The organism is Yersinia aldovae 670-83 (genome assembly GCF_000834395.1).
GTDB lineage: Bacteria > Pseudomonadota > Gammaproteobacteria > Enterobacterales > Enterobacteriaceae > Yersinia > Yersinia aldovae.
In genome coordinates, this window is record NZ_CP009781.1 from 1,013,758 (window position 1) to 1,031,500 (window position 17,743).

Here is a 17,743-nt window from a genome sequence, read left to right on the forward strand (position 1 = left end):
GCAGGAAAGTGGTCGAGGATACCATATCCGCTGATGCAGGTTAACTGTGGCGACATCGCCATTCATATCAACTGCCAATAACAAACAGTAATGTTGATGGGCATCCATATAAGTAAATAAACTTATTTATTAGAAGTGAAATCGTAGGTTTTGTTATTGAAATGTTGAATAGCGAGGAGTAGAATTTTGTGACTGACATCACACTAATCAAACTATTGAGTAAAAATGAAAGTATTCCATAAAATTATTGCGCTGTTCGCTAACTTCAACAACTAAGCCGCAAAAATACAAATAGCAGCACCTGCGCAATCGCCCGGCGGCAACGAATTTGTCGAACAGAGGCAAAAAACTAACGGCTACCCTTGGGTAGCCGTTTCTTTATAAGCGATTATCTTACCACTTACTTAAAAAGCGATCACATCTGCTGCTGACGGCCCATGAATGCTACGATATGTAGAAAATTCAACGTCCTGCCCTTCACTCAGTGATTTATTTTTGGTGTTAGCAATGGCTGTCTTGCTGACATACACATCCAAACTACCATCATGTGGCGAAATGAAACCGTAACCTTCTGACTGGTTGAACCATTTCACGCGACCCATTTTTAACGTCATAATAAATTTCCTTTTACTGGGCATCCTAACAACTCATTTTTATTTATTGTTTAGATGCAGTTGCCCATCCTAAAGTTTTCTGATTAAACCTCTATGAGCTTGATTGTATGAAAAAACCCGCATAAGTGCGGGCTTTATAATTTTTGATATCCGAATAGATGATTAACCCTAAGGCACCATTACTTTTCTGGATAATCTAAACATTATTTCTCTTAAATTACAGAGCAACAACGTTTGCGGCAGCCGGCCCGCGCGGGCTGTCCTGGATGGTGTATTCAACACGCTGGCCTTCAGCTAACGTTTTGAAACCATCGGTTGCGATTGCGGAGAAGTGAACAAACACATCTTTACCGCCATCAGCCTGCTCAATAAAACCAAAACCTTTGCTTTCGTTGAACCATTTAACTTGACCCATCTTCTTAGACATAAACTTTACCTACAACTTACAAATAATATTAAATCTGCCATAAGGCACTCAAGCTATTAGAAATAGCGGGGCTGCATCAGAACATTACTTATGGGAGTTACTATCGGAGATTCTAGGAGGTTCGTCTTTGAAGCGGCATCAAAAAGATAACGTCTTGGGAGGAACTGCTTTGCATTACTCTCGTACACTCTTACACATAAATAGGTCTGTATTACAGGCCGGCGGCTATTAACTCATAAAAAAACGCACCACGCAACTATTTTATTCGGCGGAATACCTCAATGTGCAGCATCAATGAGATGTCACGCATAAAAAACCAATATTCTCCACTGCTTACCTTCTTAATTGCCAATATCAATCTAGACTAAAAACTGAATAAGCATGAAGGAGCTATCCGATGATCACCCACCAACCATTTGTTCATCCTGATGAAATACGAACTAACTTCTCTAAAGCCATGTCGGATATGTATCGGGCCGAAGTCCCCCTCTATGGCACCTTGTTACAGTTGGTTGACGCTATAAACACGCAAGCGATACAACAATCACCGCAGCTCAATCATCATTTGCAGCAAACGGGGGAAATTGACCGCCTGAGCATGGAGCGACACGGGGCCATTCGGGTTGGAACTGCAGCGGAGCTTGCAACTCTGCGCCGTTTGTTTGCGGTGATGGGCATGTTTCCGGTTGGTTACTATGACCTGGCTCCCGCCGGAGTACCGGTTCATTCCACCGCATTCAGAGCAGTGCATGAAGCCTCACTTCAAACCAGCCCATTTAGAATTTTTACCTCTCTACTACGGCTGGAACTGATTGAGCAATTGCAATTGCGCCAACTGGCCGCCGATATCTTGGCCAAAAGAACGATTTTCACCCCACAGGCCATTGAGTTAATTGTGCAACATGAAACCACAGGTGGTCTGACCCATCATGAAGCGGATGATTTCATCACCCAGTCACTGGAAACATTTCGTTGGCACAATCAGGCAACAGTCAGTGCATCGGTTTACCAACAGCTACACGATCAACACCGTTTAATTGCTGATGTAGTGGCTTTCAAAGGCCCCCACATCAATCACTTAACGCCAAGAACTTTAGATATTGATGCCGCGCAAGTAGCCATGCCGAAACATGACATTTCCCCTAAAGCAGTGATCGAGGGGCCACCACCACGCCGCTGTCCGATATTATTACGGCAAACCAGTTTTAAGGCATTGGAAGAAAAAGTGGCATTTATTTCAGATAATGGGCAAATAATTCAGGGGCATCACACTGCACGTTTCGGCGAAATAGAGCAGCGGGGAGCCGCATTGACCGCGAAAGGTCGCGATTTGTATGACCGCTTGCTACAGGCGTCTCAAGATCAATTGCAGGTTCCTGCGAATGAGAAAAATGCGGCGCACTATATGGAAATCCTCAGCCAGACGTTTAGCCAGTTCCCCGATGATTACTCTGTAATGCGTTCAGAGCAACTCGCCTTTTTCCGCTACTTTCCCACCAAGAAAGGTTTGAGCGCAGAGACTGAATTAATGCAAGAAATGACGTTAGACGAACTGATTTGTAGTGGATTTATCCAATTTGAACCGTTGGTTTATGAGGATTTCTTGCCGGTCAGTGCTGCCGGGATTTTTCAGTCAAATTTAGGCGATAAAGGACAGAGCCATTTTAGCGGGCAATCGAGTAAACAGGCGTTTCAACGAGATCTTGGCGTGATGGTCATTGATGAATTACAGCTTTATGCTGAAACGCAACAGCGCTCACTGATAACCACTGCCGCAGCCCTTAAGTTAGCGCCATTGAGTCTATAGAGCCGTGTTATCTGGCGGGTGTTGGAGCTAATGCTTTAATTTTTAATAACAATTGCTCAGCCTGAACGCACGGTAACTGCGCATCTACCGGCAAATACCACCAGTTAGGTTGAGCAAAAGTCCGACACTTAACAGCATCTTTTTCTGTCATCAACAAAACTTGCGCGTCGGATGCCAGTGGGCGGAGTTGCGCCAATGAGTAATCTTGATGATCCGCAAAAGCGTACTCACTTTCAGGTTCAATCCCCAACATATCCAGCGTGGCAAAAAAGCGCGGAGGATGACCGATTCCAGCCATTGCAACCACTTGTTGCAATTGTTGTACAGGCAATCGTTCACCACTTAGCAGATTCACTGCATCACGGGCCACCAATTGCATGGGGATTTCGCCTGTAGCCGCAATGCCACCATTGGTTATCACCGCATCGACTGAGCGCAATCGCCCCGCTCGTTCGCGCATCGGCCCGGCAGGTAGCCACCAGCCATTGCCAAAACGCCGAACCCCATCGATGACGACCAACTCAAAATCGCGCGCTAATGCATAATGCTGTAAGCCGTCATCGGTGATGATGAAATCCACTTCATTAGATTCCAATAATGCCTTGATAGCGTCAGAACGTTTAGGTGATACCGCAACTGGGGCTTTAGTCCGTTGAAAGATCAGAACGGGTTCGTCACCGGCCTGTGTTGTTGATGTCTCACAGGTAAGCAGCAATGGATAAACATCCGACTTCCCGCCATAGCCGCGCGACACCACACCAACTCGATAGCCTCGCTGTTGCAGTTGTTCTACCAACCAAACCGCGACTGGCGTTTTGCCATTACCGCCAGCGGTAAGGTTGCCCACAACAATCACCGGGACGGGAGAACGCCATGTGGTACGTAACCCCAAGCGATAACTGGCCCGGATAAACCAAGTAACTGCGCCGTACAGCCACGAAAAAGGTAGCAATAGCAAATACAGCCGCGATTGACCGGACCAGATACGCTCAATCATTGGCCAAACTGCATACGATTAAGTTGAGCATAAGCGCCATGCTGTGCCAGTAACTCAGCATGAACTCCTCGTTCTACGATACGCCCATCTTCAATAACCAAGATTTCATCTGCTTTTTCGATGGTCGATAAACGATGAGCAATAACCACAGATGTACGGTTCTTCTGCAACTCATCTAGTGCCGCCTGAATTGCCCGTTCAGATTCAGTATCCAGCGCTGAAGTGGCTTCATCCAGAATCAGGATTGGGCAATCTCGCAATAATGCGCGTGCGATGGCAATACGCTGACGTTGCCCACCGGATAGCATCACTCCGTTTTCACCGATAACCGTATCCAGACCATTCTCCATTTTATTGATAAAGTCCATGGCATACGCCATTCGTGCCGCTTCTTCAATTTCGGCACGGCTATACTGCTCATCACGAGCGTAAGCGATATTATTTGCAACTGTATCATTGAACAGATGAACATTTTGCGACACCAAGGCCACTTGATTACGCAGAGCGCCTAAGCGGTAATCACGCAGATCATGACCATCCATTAAGATACTGCCTTCACTAACATCATAAAAACGGGTCAGCAGATTAGCGATAGTCGATTTGCCTGAACCTGAGCGCCCCACTAAAGCCACAGTTTTACCCGCCTCGATATGCATATTGATGTCATTCAGTGCTGGGGTATCCTTGCCAGGATAATAGAAGGTAACATGGCGGAATTCTATTTCACCTTTAGCGCGCTCGACTTCCAATTTGCCTTCATCTTTTTCCTGCTCCATATCCAGTATGGCAAACAGCGTTTGACAGGCGGCCATACCGCGCTGGAACTGCGCATTCACATTGGTTAAGGACTTCAACGGGCGCATTAATGCAATCATGGCTGAGAACACAACGGTGATTGTGCCAGCAGTCAGCGTTTCCATTACACTTGGAAAGCTTGCAGCATAAAGTACAAATGCCAGAGCAAAAGAGGCGATCAACTGGATGATGGGGTCTGAAATAGAAGAAGCAGAAACCAGCTTCATCCCCTGCTGACGCATACGATTACTTACGGTATCAAAGCGCTCGGTTTCAACTTTCTGGCCGCCGAAGATCAAGACTTCTTTATGGCCTTTCAGCATTTGCTCCGCACTGGTAGTAACTTCGCCCATAGTACTTTGCATATTTTTGCTGATATTGCGAAAACGTTTCGAAACCAAACGGATTGAAACAGAAACGATCGGCGCAATGACGATTAAAATCAGCGACAATTGCCAGCTGTAATAAAACATCATGATGAACAGGCCAATGATGGAGGCCCCTTCCCGCACTACGGTCACCAATGCGCTAGAAGATGATGCAGCTACCTGCTCAGAGTCATAGGTAATACGTGATAACAGAGTACCGGTCGATTGCTGATCAAAAAAGGATACGGGCATTCCCATCATATGGCTGAATAAGCGACGACGGATGTACATCACCACTTTGCCTGAGACCCATGAAATGCAGTAACTCGAGATAAACCCGGTTATTCCCCGAACTATCATCAACCCGATAACAGCCAGGGGCATCCATTTTAAAATAGAGCTATTAGCTTTACCAAAACCATCGTCTAACAAAGGCTTAAGTAACGACAGCATAAAGGTGTCACTGGCAGCATTAAGGATTAATGCTATCGCTGCAACAACAAGACCTGTCTTATAAGGAGAGATCATTGGCCATAGGCGACGAAACGTCTGCCAAGTGGATAGATCTTTATCATTCATCATGCAAATACCAGCACCAGAAGAAATAGCGGCCCATTCTACTCATTATGGCCTCCAACGCCAAATTGCTGGTGGTACCAACGAGGCATTAATTGTTCTCTATACCCATTAACTTGCCAACTATCGTTGTAAAAATAAACAGTGAGTTGACCTGACACTGATGTATCACGCCAAATGATGCTATTTTTCTCGTAACGTGCAATCACTTTTTTAGCCGGTAAATGCCATTGGTTATAGCGTGCAGCAGAAGATAGTGCCAATTCTGGCTTTACTCTGCGCAAAAAGAGTGGCGTTGAAGAGGTGTTACTGCCGTGATGGGGAACTTGCAAGACGGTAGAAGCTAGCTTTGCGCGCGAATATTTCACTAATTGTCGCTCCCCATGGGCCTCAAGATCACCAGTCAATAACAGGCTGTACTTTCCATCATTAATACTAATGACACATGAGTCATCATTTTTAGCGTTAACCACCTGATTTTTAGGCCATAGAACCTCGAAATTCAGACCTTGCCACTGCCACTCATCTCCTTTTTGACACGATAAGCCATTAACTTCTAATGCAAAAGGAGCTCGGACAGTTGCCCGAGGGAAAGCCAGCTGAAGATCTGTCAACCCCCCGGTGTGATCCCGATGGTCATGGCTGAGAATTATCTGCTCCACAGTAATACCACGCCAATACAGATAAGGCAGGATAACACTGGCCGCCATACTGCCAGAGTCCCAGCTATTACCTGTATCATAGATAATCGCCTTCCCCCCGCGCTCAATCACCACTGCCAGGCCATGCCCGATATCGAGCATATCAACACGCCAATGATAATCATCACGCCGCTGACTCAATAGCACCATATTGATACAAAGCACCATTACACCAAGCGGATAATTGCGCCACCACTGAAAACGCCAAATCAGTATTGCCAGCCAGCCACTATAGCTGAGAGCAACTGATGCCGCCCCTGTTGGCACCCAGCCGATGTTCAAATAATTGAGCGGAAATAGTGTGGCGGTTAATGATAAATCTGCCATATGCCAGAATATGCCAGCAACAGCAGGCAACAAGGTAAAGGCCAGAGCCAATAATACACAAGGCACAGTAAGCAGTGAGACGATTGGCACCGCCCACAGATTGGCCGGAATAGACAATAGACTGACACCATGAAACAAACCTATCTGGAGTGGCAGCAACAGTAACATCATGCCTGATTGCAAATGAAACCAACGCACAACAACGCCATTCCAGCCCTGCGTAAAACGGGGTGCAACCGGTACCCAATGAAACCAGCATATCAGGCTAAATACCGCCAGACTGGAGAGCCAAAAACTGTCTGAAAGCACGGCCAGAGGATCGCTAATTAAAATTAACGCCAATGCCCATAACCACACTTGCCTGGCGCTGCACGAAATACCAAACAGACGCAGCAGCAACCACAGTGTTAAAGCAATAGAAGCCCTAATTGCAGGAGGGTTGGCCCCCGCCAGCCAGACATAGGTCATGGCAAGCAGCCATCCGACTAATATTGGAAACCGTGGCCCGATCAAGCTAACCGGCAAGAATAGTTGAATGAACCGAGCCAATATGCCACCAAATAGGGCGGCCAGTGCTATATGTAAACCTGATATCGCCATCAAATGGGCAGTACCGGTATAACGTAAGTTTTCCCAGACAGGCTTGGACAATTGCCTTTTTTCGCCAAACGCCAGAGCTAGCATAATCTTCCGTTGAGCGTATCCTTGTAGTTGCTGTTCGACAATGCTAATCACACGTTGCCGGGCATTACAATTTGCATCCAGTAACTCTCCCTTAATGATTCGCCCTTGCAGCGGATTGTGATTTGCAATCGCCCAGCGTTGGCTGTCAAAACCCCCTTCATTCAGTAAACTGTGAACCGCACGCATTTTCACGCTAATAGCCCATTGTTGCCCGGCGCACCCCTCGTCAAGAAACGGGGGCCGCCCAACGCTAACCGTTAGCGGAGGGAACACTCTCTTACCATTGGCATACTGAATATCTAGCAGCACTTTAGGACTCTTATTCCACGCCAGAGATGCGTTTTTTATTGTCGCGACTATCTGCTGTTCTCCTTGAGTTAATACCTCTACATGCGTCAGTACGCGATGACCATGCCAACAGCCCCAGAGAAAGCTAATGATGACGAGTGTTAACCATTGGCAGTACATATTGCCGCTTAGCCATAAAAAGGCCCCTATCAGCAGCAGAGAACCAATAATGGCTATCCCTGGTAGTCGGTGGAGAAAGATTAGCGGTAATAGACCTATGACAATAGCCGAAGCGACACGATCAATTGATAAAGCGATAGGCATCCATCCATTTCATTGCGACCAGATTGCGTCATTGCTATCCGTTTACCTCATCGGAATGAACTGATTTTCGATAATAATGGCGTAGGCTGCCAGAGTGATAAGCCAGAGTTCAGAGAGGGATCGATAACTGTTTGAGGTTATTGCAGCGACAACAGCATAAGTGCGAGATGTATCGAAGATAGGAAATAGCTTATTAATGAGAAAAGATATAGGAAGAAAAGATAAGCAATGAATAACTAAGGAAATATGGAAAAGACTGAGCGCATTCGCTGTAGGGCTTTGGTCTGTAGGTAACTCATTTCACCGTGTGGTTTTATACAAAAGAAAAACGGTGCCATGAAAGGCACCGTTTCGTATCAGCGTTTATACTCTTGATGTTCAACACTACCGCAGTATTAACTACAGCACTAATGACATTAGGTATAAGTAATAACGCGGTAAGTTGTGAACAACTTAACCGTAGATATTAGCGCGGTCACGCAATTCTTTACCTGGCTTAAAGTGTGGAACGTACTTACCTTCCAACTCAACTTTATCGCCAGTTTTTGGATTACGGCCAACACGCGGAGCACGGTAGTGAAGAGAAAAACTGCCAAATCCGCGGATCTCAATGCGCTCACCTTCAGCCAGTGTTCCAGCCATATGTTCAAGCATTTCTTTCACTGCATCCTCAACGACCTTCGCCGGTACGTGAGATTGCTGGCCAGCAAGTCTTTCAATAAGTTCAGACTTGGTCATATTACCTCCAAGCTTTGCAGCTAAACTACCGTATAGGGGCGGAAAAACCGCCCCCCGTTATTACTCGCCTTTTGCAGCTTTGAACGCTTCTGCCATTGCGCTAGAGAAGTTGCCTTCTTCTGGCTTGGTGTTAACTGTAGCAATAGCATCTTTCTCATCAGCTTCGTCTTTAGCACGAACAGACAGGCTGATTACGCGGTTTTTGCGGTCAACGCCAGTATATTTGGCTTCAACTTCATCACCGACGTTCAGAACCAGCGTCGCATCTTCAACGCGGTCGCGAGTTGCTTCGGAAGCACGCAGATAACCTTCTACGCCGCCTGCCAATTCAACTGTAGCACCTTTAGCGTCAACTGCAGTTACTTTACCAGTAACAATAGCACCTTTCTTGTTAACAGACAGGTAGTTATTGAACGGGTCTTCTGCTAATTGTTTCACGCCTAAGGAGATGCGCTCACGTTCTGCGTCAACTTGCAGGACCACAGCTGCGATTTCGTCGCCTTTCTTGTAATCACGAACTGCTTCTTCGCCTGCAACGTTCCAGGAGATGTCAGACAGGTGAACCAGGCCGTCGATACCGCCGTCCAGGCCGATGAAGATACCGAAGTCAGTGATAGACTTGATTTTACCTTCAACGCGGTCGTTTTTGTTGTGGGTTTCTGCAAACAGCTGCCAAGGGTTAGACTTACACTGTTTCAGGCCCAGAGAAATACGACGACGTTCTTCATCGATGTCCAGAACCATAACTTCCACTACGTCGCCAACGTTAACAACTTTAGACGGGTGAATGTTTTTGTTGGTCCAATCCATTTCTGAAACGTGTACCAAACCTTCAACGCCTTCTTCGATTTCTACGAAGCAGCCGTAATCAGTCAGGTTAGTTACACGACCAGTCAGCCTGGTGCTTTCTGGGTAACGTTTAGCGATAGCAACCCATGGATCTTCGCCCAGCTGTTTCAAGCCAAGGGATACACGAGTACGTTCGCGGTCGAATTTCAGCACTTTAACAGTGATTTCGTCGCCCACATTGACGATTTCGCTTGGGTGTTTAACACGTTTCCAAGCCATGTCAGTAATGTGCAGCAAGCCATCAACGCCACCCAGATCAACGAATGCACCGTAGTCAGTCAGGTTCTTAACGATACCCTTAACTTCCATGCCTTCTTGCAGGTTTTCCAGCAATTGATCACGTTCTGCGCTGTTCTCGGATTCGATAACTGCACGACGAGAAACAACCACGTTGTTGCGTTTCTGATCCAGCTTGATGACTTTGAACTCAAGCTCTTTGCCTTCCAGATGCAGAGTATCGCGAACTGGACGCACATCAACCAGTGAACCAGGCAGGAACGCACGGATGCCGTTCAGTTCGACTGTAAAGCCGCCCTTCACTTTGCCGTTGATCACACCAGTAACGGTTGCAGCTTCTTCGTAAGCCTTTTCCAGCATCAGCCATGCTTCGTGACGCTTCGCTTTCTCACGGGACAGCAGAGTTTCACCGAAGCCGTCTTCAACAGCGTCCAGTGCAACGTCAACTTCGTCGCCGACTTGAATTTCCAGTTCACCTTGCGCGTTCTTGAACTGTTCTGCTGGAATTGCTGACTCAGATTTCAGACCGGCGTCAACCAGTACGATATCTTTATCGATAGAAACAACAACACCACGGACGATAGAGCCCGGACGTGTTTCAATTGTTTTCAGGGATTCGTCAAAGAGTTGAGCAAAAGATTCTGTCATGTTTATAATCTTCAGGATTCTTAAGTTTAACGTCCATCTAGCATCCCGCCGGATGGGGTTGTTTCACATGCCTCGCCACACATCCTTGCAGCAAGGTTAAAGTGCTCATCAAAAATAATTTTATTTAAAAAATAAATCGTTGAGAGCTCAGAACTGACCGCATTGTCGTTATTTTTTCAACGGCAACGCTAAAATTCGTTGGGCATAAGCCAGCGCCTGTTCGATCACCTGCTCGATGGACATACTGGTTGAATCCAGTACCAACGCATCCGCCGCAGGGACTAAAGGTGCAATAGACCGATTACGATCGCGTGAGTCACGCTCCTGTATCTCGGCCAAAAGACGTTCAAAGTTAACATTAAACCCCTTTTCCTGCAACTGTAGCATACGTCGATGTGCGCGTTCTTGCGAACTTGCATCAAGAAATATTTTTACCGGCGCATCAGGAAAGACCACCGTGCCCATATCCCGGCCGTCGGCAATCAGGCCCGGCGCTTCACGAAACGCGCGCTGACGGCGTAGTAATGCTTCACGAACCCGCGGAAAGGCCGCCGCTTGAGACGCCGTATTTCCGACAGTTTCGGTGCGGATCTCATTACTGACGTCCTCACCTTCCAAAATCACTTTTAACTGCCCATTCTGTGAAACAAAACGAACATCGAGATGTGCGGCAAGTGGAGCCAATGCCTCTTCGGAGCTGATATCAACCTGATGATGCAGTGCCGCCAGAGCCAAAACCCGGTAAATCGCACCCGAATCCAGCAAGCGCCAGTCCAGCGATTCAGCCAGTGCTTTGCAAAGCGTCCCTTTACCTGCACCACTTGGTCCATCAACGGTTATCACCGGGGCTATCGCCGTCATTTCTCTCTCCTTTCGGTAGGCAAAACCTCTTGTCTACCCAGCAGGGCAAACACAGGTGCAGTATTATACGCTGCATCGATACGAACTGTTACCCTGCGCTGGTTCAGTTGCTGAAAATAAAACCATAAGCCGTGGCTGGAGTGTAGAAGAGATGGGAAAGATAGACAGGAAATATATTTATTCTGTATGAATTCGTGAAAGGCGATAATTAAAACTGTCGCTAAAAGTATAAGCCGGGTACCTACTGGCACCCGGTTGAAGCCGATATCAGGCGTTGTGACTCAAGCGCGCCAACTGTTCGAAATAATCCGGAAAAGTCTTAGCCGTACATTTAGGGTCAAGAATAGTCACCGGGGTATCTGAAAGTGCCACCAGCGAGAAGCACATCGCCATCCGGTGGTCATTATAAGTACCAATTTCGGCGGCAATTAATTGAGCAGGCGGCACCACGCGGATGTAATCATTACCTTCTTCCACTTCCGCACCGACTTTTCTTAGCTCCGTTGCCATCGCGGATAAACGGTCGGTTTCCTTCACTCGCCAGTTATAGATATTACGAATAACAGTCGGGCCATTGGCAAACAGTGCGGTGGTGGCAATGGTCATTGCGGCATCAGGGATGTGGTTCATATCCATATCGATACCCTGTAATTCACCACGGCTGCACTCGATATAATCATCACCCCAACTGATTTTAGCGCCCATTTTCTCCAGCACATCAGCAAATTTGGTATCGCCCTGCACGCTTTTTTTACCGATACCGGTCACGCGCACGGTGCCACCTTTGATAGCAGCGGCGGCGAGGAAATAAGAGGCAGAAGAGGCATCACCTTCAACCAGATAGGTGCCCGGTGAGCGATAAGTCTGCCCGCCTTTAATATGGAAAACCTGATAGTTTTCATGTACAACATCCACGCCGAAAGTTTTCATCAGATGCAACGTAATGTCGATATAAGGTTTAGACACCAACTCCCCTTGGATCTGAATTTCAGTATCTTGTTCAGCTAAGGGAGCGGTCATCAATAGTGCCGTGAGGAATTGACTGGACACACTGCCGTCTACGGTGAGTTTACCGCCACGGAAACCACCCCGTAAGCGCAACGGCGGGTAGTTTTCTTGCTCCAGATAATCAATCTGTGCTCCGCCCTGGCGCAATGCATCAACCAAATGACCAATTGGCCGCTCTTTCATGCGTGGCTCGCCGGTTAACACAATGTCATTGTTTCCCAGACACAGCGCCGCAGCCAACGGGCGCATGGCCGTTCCCGCATTACCCAAGAACAGCTCTAATGGCTGCTCTGCAATCAACTTGCCGCCTAACCCATCGACGTCACAGCGGGTACGATCAGCAGACAGGCGATATTTCACCCCCAATGCCTGTAGAGCATTGAGCATATGGCGGATGTCATCACTGTCTAACAAGTTATTCAGCTGGGTCGTCCCTTCAGCCAGTGCTGCCAGAAGAAGTGCACGGTTAGAAACACTTTTAGAGCCGGGTAAATTAACGGTGCCATTAATCAGTGCGATGGGGTGTAAAGTCAGGGATTCCAGCATGGGAAAAGTACTCTCCAGTCTTTTATGAACAACAGCCCCGCACAGGACGGGGCTGTTGTTATTCCAAATAAATAGATTTAAATCATGGTGATAAATAAAACTGAGCAGACAAACCGCTGGTCAGAGCAATCAACCATGTCGGCGTTCGAAGTCAGCCATAAATTCGGTTAATGCTTTTACGCCTTCAATTGGCATGGCGTTATAGATAGAGGCACGCATACCCCCGGCAACACGGTGGCCTTTTAAGGCTTGTAGCCCCTGGGCTTCGGCTTCACTCAAGAACAGTTTATCCAATGAAGGATCACGCATTTGGAACGGCACATTCATCCAAGAGCGGTTAGTGCCAGCCACCTGATTGCGATAGAAACCGGTCTTGTCGATAGCGCCATACAGTAATTCAGCTTTCGCCTGATTACGCTTCTCCATTTCGCCTAAACCACCCTGTTCTTTCAGCCACTTAAATACCAAACCGGACAGATACCAGGCGAAAGTCGGCGGCGTGTTGAACATCGAGTCGTTTTCTGCCAGAACCTTATAATCAAGGATGGATGGCAGCTCAGTGCGCGCTTTACCCAGCAAATCTTCGCGCACGATAACCACTGTCAGACCGGCCGGGCCGATATTCTTCTGGGCACCTGCATAAATGACACCATAGCGGTTAACATCAATCGGGCGAGAGAGAATAGATGAGGAGTAATCAGCCACCACAGTTTTGTCACCCAAGCTCGGCTCTTCGTTGATAGCCAGCCCGTCAATGGTTTCATTTGGGCAGTAATGCACATAAGCGGCATTATCACTCAGTTTCCATTGCTTCATCGGCGCAATGCCTTTGAGACCGTTATCATTGGTCGTCACATCAATAACATGCGGCGTGCAGTATTTCTGAGCTTCTTTGACCGCACTGTGCGCCCAATAGCCGCCATCAATATAATCCGCACAGTTGCTGTCACCGAGTAGATTCAATGGCACTGCGGCAAACTGCGCGCGCGCGCCACCGTGGCAAAATAACACTTTATAATTGGCTGGGATCTTCATTAGTTCGCGTAGATCTTTTTCAGCTTCTTCAGCAACCTGCATAAATTCTTTACTGCGATGGCTGATTTCCATCACCGATGTACCCAGACCACGCCAGTTACGTAATTCCTGTTCCGCACGACGTAATACTTCAACCGGTAACATTGCCGGACCTGCGCTAAAATTATAAACCTGTGTCATTTCCCCTCACCACGCTCAACTGAGATTGCCATCGTTATCCTTACTCGGTTTTATCATTCGAACCCGCCTGCTGCAATGGTTATTCGCCCACAACGGGGAAACTCGCCACCAGCGCGGTAGCAGCCTGTGCGTCATCCTGGCATTAATTTGAAATTAATCACTAAAAGTATCGAAATCATCACCCTGCGACACGATAGATAACTCATTTTGCCCGTTAGGGGTGCAATGCCTCAACCCCGTGGTGGTGACTACAGCGCGGGCAGGTTTTCGTGGCGCAGCAGTCTAACTGCCACAACCAGGTTACACTGGCAATCCGAGTTTAACTTGTTATTTACCAAAGAAAAACACACTGTTATAGCCCCGTTTACTTCCCGATAAGGCGGGTTTATTTCAGATTACCGGTAATAACTAGATACGGAGACCGAAGCCTCCGTCAAAGATTGGCTCTATCAATACGCGTGGAACAATTTTTGAATTTCTTGTGGTTTTTGCGTTTGGGTTAATGCCAATTGCAGCAGTACCCGGGCTTTTTGTGGATTCAGTGAGCCTGATGCAACAAAGCCATATTTGGTATCATCAACTTCAGCATCTTCGGTGGTAGAACCGGTCGGTACGCGGGATGAACGCACGACTGCAACGCCATTGTGTGCCGCCGTTGCCAGTGTATCGAATACGGTTTTATAAAGATTACCGTTACCCACGCCAGCGCTGACAATCCCTTTATAGCCATCCTCAATCAATGCCTTAGCCGGTAAGTCAGAGGCGTTGGCATAGTTATAAATGATACCGACTTTGGGTAACTCATTCAGCTTGCTGATATCAAAGGCGGGCTGTCTTGGTGCCGGTTGGTGTAAATAATTCACTTTGCCATCATAGATATAACCCAACGGCCCAGTGTTAGGTGACTGGAATGTTTGCACTGAGGTGGTGTTAGTCTTCATCACATCACGGCCGGTTAACACGGTGTCATTCATCGCCACCAGTACACCACGTTTGGCAGAATCAGCGTCACTGGCAACCACCACTGCATTATAGAGATTCAGCGGACCATCGGCACCTAACGCCGTTGCCGGGCGCATCGCCCCAACTATTACTACAGGTTTATCGCAGTTAACAGTTAAATCGAGGAAATAAGCGGTTTCTTCCAACGTATCAGTCCCATGCGTGATCACGAATCCGTCTGTTTTGGCACAATCAGCATTAATTTTTTTCGCCAATTTCAGCCAGACCTCATCATTCATATCCTGAGAACCAATGTTTACTACTTGTTCGCCCCGAATGTTGGCGATACTTTTCATTTCTGGTACCGCATTTACCAGAGCATCCACCCCCAGCTTACCCGCCGTGTAATTGGACTTGGTGGCTGAATCGCCGCCACCCGCAATCGTTCCCCCGGTCGCCAATAAAGTGATATTGGGTAACGCAAAGGCCGAACCGCTGATCCCTGCTAAGATTCCGGCTAAAACAGTTAGCTTTATAGATTTCATATTATTACTCCATTATTTATAAGCTAGTGAATTATCCGGAATATCCATACTAAAACTGTGACATTTGCTATGCTTTCGGAATACATGGAGCTATTAACCAAAACCCCGTATGATTGCGCGTTTTTAGTACCGCCAAAAAGTGAAGAAAATGACGCAAACCTTTATTCCCGGCAAAGACGCCGCGCTGGAAGATTCCATCTCCCGCTTTCAGCAAAAACTGAGTGACCTCGGTTTTAATATTGAAGAAGCCTCCTGGCTGAACCCGGTTCCTCACGTTTGGTCGGTACATATCCGCGATCGTGATTGCCCGCTGTGCTTTACCAACGGTAAAGGTGCCAGTAGGAAAGCGGCACTGGCCTCAGCACTGGGTGAATATTTCGAGCGCTTATCAACTAACTATTTCTTTGCGGATTTCTACTTGGGCAAAGCGATTGCCGAGGGCGATTTCGTACACTATCCGAACGAGAAATGGTTCCCGCTTCCAGAAGATAATCTGCTACCGGAAGGCATTCTGGATGAGCGTTTGCTGGCATTTTACGATCCGGAGAACGAGCTGGTTGCCAGTGATCTGGTGGATTTACAATCAGGGAATGCTGAGCGCGGTATTTGCTCGCTGCCATTCACCCGACAGTCAGATTTAGAAACCGTCTATATTCCAATGAATATTATCGGCAACCTGTATGTTTCAAACGGCATGTCTGCGGGGAATACCGCCAATGAAGCCCGCGTGCAAGCGTTGTCTGAAGTGTTTGAACGTAATGTAAAAAACCGCATTATCGCGGAATCTATCAGCTTGCCGGAGATCCCGTCCGCGGTGTTAAACCGCTATCCGGGTGTGGTAGAAGCCATTGCCAAACTGGAAGAGGAAGGTTTCCCGATCCTCTCTTACGATGCCTCTTTAGGTGGCAAATATCCGGTGATTTGTGTGGTGCTGTTTAACCCGTCAAATGGAACGTGTTTCGCTTCATTCGGTGCGCACCCTGACTTCGGTGTTGCCCTTGAGCGTACCGTGACTGAGCTACTGCAAGGGCGCAGCCTCAAAGATTTGGATGTGTTTACCGCACCGACCTTTGATGACGAAGAAGTGGCAGAACACACCAATCTGGAAACTCACTTTATCGATTCAAGCGGCCTGATCAGTTGGGATATGTTTAAAGATGATGCCGACTATCCCTTCGTGGATTGGAGCTTTAAAGGCACCACGGAAGAAGAGTTCGCCACCTTAATGGCTATCTTCACGCAAGAAGATGCCGAAGTGTATATCGCCGATTATGAGCATTTAAGTGTCTATGCCTGCCGAATTCTGGTGCCGGGTATGTCAGATATCTACCCTGCCGAAGACTTATTAATGGCAAACAACACCATGGGCGCGCATCTGCGTGATACCTTGCTGGCCCTGCCAGACAGTGGCTTTAAACCAGAGCACTATCTGGAACTCATTCAGACCTTGGATGATGAAGGGTTAGATGATTTCGCGCGTGTTCGTGAGCTGCTGGGCATTGCCTCCGGTAAAGATAATGGCTGGTACACATTGCGGGTTGGCGAGCTGAAATCGATGCTGGCACTGGCGGGCGGCGATCTCGAGCAAGCCTTGATTTGGGTTGAATGGACGCAAGATTTCAACTCATCGGTCTTCACTGCAAAACAGGCGAACTACTACCGTTGCCTGCAAACCTTGTTGCTATTGACGCAAGAGCCAGATCGTGACCCGACGCAATATTACACAGCCTTTGTGAAGATGTATGGTCAGGAGGCAGTAGATACTGCATCGGCAGCCATTGCTGGCGAAGAGCGCTTCAATGGCCTGTTCAGTGTCGACGCTGACCTGAAAGCATTACCGGCTCATCAGGCGCTGTTAGGGGCTTATGAGAAGTTACAAACCGCCAAACGCCGTTATTGGGCAAAAAGCGAGTAACTCCTCGGCCCTATAGATTTCAGTTAATTATCTATCGGAGCTGACAAAGTCAATTGAAGGGGAATCGTGCCGTTGGGGTCGTAGCGACGTAAGTCGCCGGAGCGCCCCTAGGTGCGGTAAACCCTTCACTCACTGAACTATCAGCACTTTGCCATTAACCTCAAGCGGCATTTAGCCGCTTTTTTATCGCAATATTTTTCGTCTATTAATTTTTGCAGTTATTCCTGATAAAAATAAATACCATCGACTCAAGCCAACCATTGTTTTTATCATAAAAACACGTTATTTCCTGACGCCGCTTGAGGCAAAAAACAGCACCTTTAAACAAACA

At 47.5% G+C, this 17,743-nt stretch carries 13 protein-coding genes; 2 read left to right on the plus strand and 11 right to left on the minus strand.

Going from position 1 to position 17,743, the window contains the following annotated elements; all coding sequences use genetic code 11:
• Positions 1-404: 404 nt before the first annotated feature.
• Positions 405-614, minus strand: coding sequence for a cold-shock protein (locus tag AT01_RS04755; RefSeq protein WP_005159937.1), 210 nt, complete (start codon positions 612-614; stop codon positions 405-407).
• Positions 615-831: 217 nt separating this feature from the next.
• Positions 832-1,041 carry a transcription antiterminator/RNA stability regulator CspE gene (gene cspE, locus AT01_RS04760; protein WP_042546283.1) on the minus strand — a complete coding sequence of 70 codons (210 nt, stop codon included), beginning with the start codon at positions 1,039-1,041 and terminating at the stop codon, positions 832-834.
• A 400-nt stretch (positions 1,042-1,441) separates the two neighbouring features.
• On the opposite strand from cspE, the gene hglS reads away from it, so the two are divergent.
• Positions 1,442-2,848, plus strand: coding sequence for a 2-oxoadipate dioxygenase/decarboxylase HglS (hglS, locus tag AT01_RS04765; RefSeq protein ID WP_042548498.1), 1,407 nt, complete (start codon positions 1,442-1,444; stop codon positions 2,846-2,848).
• 7 nt (positions 2,849-2,855) lie between these two features.
• Here hglS and lpxK read toward each other — a convergent pair whose 3' ends face one another.
• The 9 genes from lpxK to ansB form a co-directional block, all read right to left on the minus strand.
• Complete coding sequence (gene lpxK / locus AT01_RS04770; RefSeq protein ID WP_042546284.1) at positions 2,856-3,845, minus strand: tetraacyldisaccharide 4'-kinase; 990 nt, start codon at positions 3,843-3,845, stop codon at positions 2,856-2,858.
• Positions 3,842-5,590, minus strand: coding sequence for a lipid A ABC transporter ATP-binding protein/permease MsbA (gene msbA, locus AT01_RS04775; RefSeq protein WP_004700021.1), 1,749 nt, complete (start codon positions 5,588-5,590; stop codon positions 3,842-3,844). The genes lpxK and msbA overlap by 4 nt, the downstream gene beginning before the upstream one ends.
• A gap of 35 nt (positions 5,591-5,625) precedes the next feature.
• Entirely contained in the window at positions 5,626-7,908 is a 2,283-nt protein-coding gene (locus AT01_RS04780; protein WP_042546285.1) for a ComEC family protein, read from the minus strand.
• Positions 7,909-8,361: 453 nt separating this feature from the next.
• Positions 8,362-8,646, minus strand: a complete 285-nt coding sequence (gene ihfB / locus AT01_RS04785; protein WP_002211322.1) for an integration host factor subunit beta — start codon at positions 8,644-8,646, stop codon at positions 8,362-8,364.
• A gap of 60 nt (positions 8,647-8,706) precedes the next feature.
• Positions 8,707-10,380: a 30S ribosomal protein S1 gene (rpsA, locus tag AT01_RS04790; protein WP_042546286.1), complete on the minus strand. Its 1,674-nt coding sequence runs from the start codon at positions 10,378-10,380 to the stop codon at positions 8,707-8,709.
• Between the two features lie 168 nt (positions 10,381-10,548).
• A complete protein-coding gene (gene cmk / locus AT01_RS04795) occupies positions 10,549-11,241 on the minus strand; it encodes a (d)CMP kinase (RefSeq protein WP_004700013.1) in 693 nt (230 codons plus the stop codon).
• A 267-nt stretch (positions 11,242-11,508) separates the two neighbouring features.
• Entirely contained in the window at positions 11,509-12,795 is a 1,287-nt protein-coding gene (gene aroA / locus AT01_RS04800) for a 3-phosphoshikimate 1-carboxyvinyltransferase (protein WP_042546287.1), read from the minus strand.
• Positions 12,796-12,924: 129 nt separating this feature from the next.
• Positions 12,925-14,010, minus strand: coding sequence for a 3-phosphoserine/phosphohydroxythreonine transaminase (gene serC, locus AT01_RS04805; RefSeq protein ID WP_042546288.1), 1,086 nt, complete (start codon positions 14,008-14,010; stop codon positions 12,925-12,927).
• A gap of 449 nt (positions 14,011-14,459) precedes the next feature.
• Positions 14,460-15,497 carry an L-asparaginase 2 gene (gene ansB / locus AT01_RS04810; protein WP_042546289.1) on the minus strand — a complete coding sequence of 346 codons (1,038 nt, stop codon included), beginning with the start codon at positions 15,495-15,497 and terminating at the stop codon, positions 14,460-14,462.
• A gap of 148 nt (positions 15,498-15,645) precedes the next feature.
• Between ansB and ycaO the strand changes: the two genes are divergently transcribed.
• Positions 15,646-17,412 (plus strand): 30S ribosomal protein S12 methylthiotransferase accessory factor YcaO, encoded by a 1,767-nt coding sequence (ycaO, locus tag AT01_RS04815; protein WP_042546290.1) that lies wholly within the window; start codon positions 15,646-15,648, stop codon positions 17,410-17,412.
• Positions 17,413-17,743 lie beyond the last annotated feature (331 nt).